This window comes from Staphylococcus rostri (assembly GCF_002902145.1).
In the GTDB taxonomy this organism is placed as follows: domain Bacteria; phylum Bacillota; class Bacilli; order Staphylococcales; family Staphylococcaceae; genus Staphylococcus; species Staphylococcus rostri.
Genome location: NZ_PPRF01000024.1, coordinates 1 through 2,146 on the forward strand (window position 1 = coordinate 1; position 2,146 = coordinate 2,146).

Annotated in this window: 1 protein-coding gene; it reads left to right on the forward strand. The window is 37.4% G+C overall.

Annotated features, from left to right (window positions below; translation table 11 throughout):
- Positions 1-87: 87 nt before the first annotated feature.
- Positions 88-2,146: Ig-like domain-containing protein (locus CD122_RS12490; RefSeq protein ID WP_103357842.1), on the forward strand; the 2,059-nt coding region annotated here is incomplete at its 3' end.

Below are 2,146 nucleotides of genomic sequence, written 5' to 3' on the forward strand. Positions count from 1 at the left end.
GTTTTGATGATATAATAAGAAACGTAATACTATAATTAGTGTAATTTGTATATTCAATTACCTAAATTTTAATTTTCGGAGGAAAATATGAAGAAAAAAAACAATGGAAGAATAGACTTCTTATCAAACAAATTAAACAAATATTCAATTAGGAAGTTCACAGTAGGGACGTCGTCGATTTTAATTGGATCATTAATTTTCTTAGGTAATCCAACTGATGTTGAAGCAGAAGAAACAAAGCAATCAACATCAACTACAGAAACAGCTAAAGCACCACCTACTACCGAATTACCAACAACAGAAGTACCAACAACTGAGGCACCGACTACAGAGGAACCAACAACTGAGGCACCGACTACAGAGGAACCAACAACTGAGGCACCGACTACAGAGGAACCAACAACTGAAGCTCCAACAACTGAGGCACCGACTACAGAGGAGCCAACAACTGAAGCACCGACTACAGAGGAACCAACAACTGAGGCACCGACTACGGAGGAGCCAACAACTGAAGCACCGACAACAGAAGAGCCAACAACTGAAGCACCGACTACAGAGGAACCAACAACTGAAAAACCTGTTTCTGAAATAACTGTTAAAGAAGCAGTTACGAACGTAGAGAAAGCTTCGACAGTTCAAGAGCGTGAAGCTTTATTGACTTCATATGTTGCAGAAGCTACAGGAACTAGTGAAGAAGCTGCAAAGGCTAATTTATCATCATTAAATCTTGACTATGCTAACCTTACTAATGAAGAAGTATTAGCTGCTCTATTAGCAGCAGTAGCTAATGAACAAGATAAGAATTCAGTTGTAGCAACACCAACAAATATCACATTTAATAGAAGTATGATGGAAAATATTAGTCTTGCTTCAAGTAAAGACTTACTGACAACTTCCGTTTTAAAAACAGCTGATGTTAGTAATTCAGTTAAAAATATTAGCTTATCATTGGTTGATGGCCAAACTTATAATATCGACCAAGCACCATACTTTAACTTTACATTTGACTTTGAACAAGCAAATGTTGCGAGTGGAGATACTTTAACTTTCAAACTATCAGATAATATAAATCCTTATGGTGTGACAAGTTCAGAGGTTTTCTTCCCAGATTTAAAACTTCAAAATGGTGAAACAATCGCAACTGGAGTTTATGATAAAGCAACAAACTCTATTGTATATACATTTAATGATAATGTATCAGGTTTGGAAAATATAAAAGCTAGTGGAGCAACAAGTATATTCTTTGATGAGAGAGTTATCACAGATGATACACAAAATGTAGTTATTACAGTGTCATCTGGGACTACTAGTGACACAAATACAGTTAATATAGTTTATGATAAAGGAAATACAGACTATTCAGATAATACAGCAGATAGAGGGACTCCATATACGGTTGATGCAAGAGTTATTGAAGTTGATAAAGATGCAAGGACTGCCAAATATGTAACTATTGTCAATCCGACAGACGAAAACTTTGCACAAAGTGCTAATAAATATCAAACTGTTATTTCAAATGCAACACCAACTGAAGCACAAAATTCGGGAATTACTGACATAACTAATTTAGCACAAGTAGATTTAGCAAATAGTAATTATAAGATTTACAAAGTTAATAATACAGATGCATTAACTCCTAATATGACAACAGATTACGCTGCTGACACTACTAATTTCACTGATATCACTAGCCAATTTACTGCGGTAGTACAAGGGGATGACTTAGTCTTTGACTATGGCGGTAGTGGTGACGTTGGAGCGTATGTTATAGTTCTGGAAGGAAACTATACACAAGGTGGAGACGCAGTAGCACTTAAATCTACGTTTGGTAAATATGACCCGTATAGTGGAAGAATGACGGATGGATCAGCTTATGTTTTCGGTACTGTTTTTTACGACAACGTGGCAGTAGCAATTGGTGATGATACTGATTCTGATGCAGATAGCGACTCGGATTCAGATAGCGATTCAGACTCAGATTCAGATAGCGACTCGGATTCAGACAGCGACTCAGACTCAGATAGTGACTCGGATTCAGACAGCGACTCAGATTCAGATAGCGACTCGGATTCAGACAGCGATTCAGACTCAGATAGTGACTCAGACTCAGATAGCGACTCGGATTCAGACAGCGATTCAGACTCAG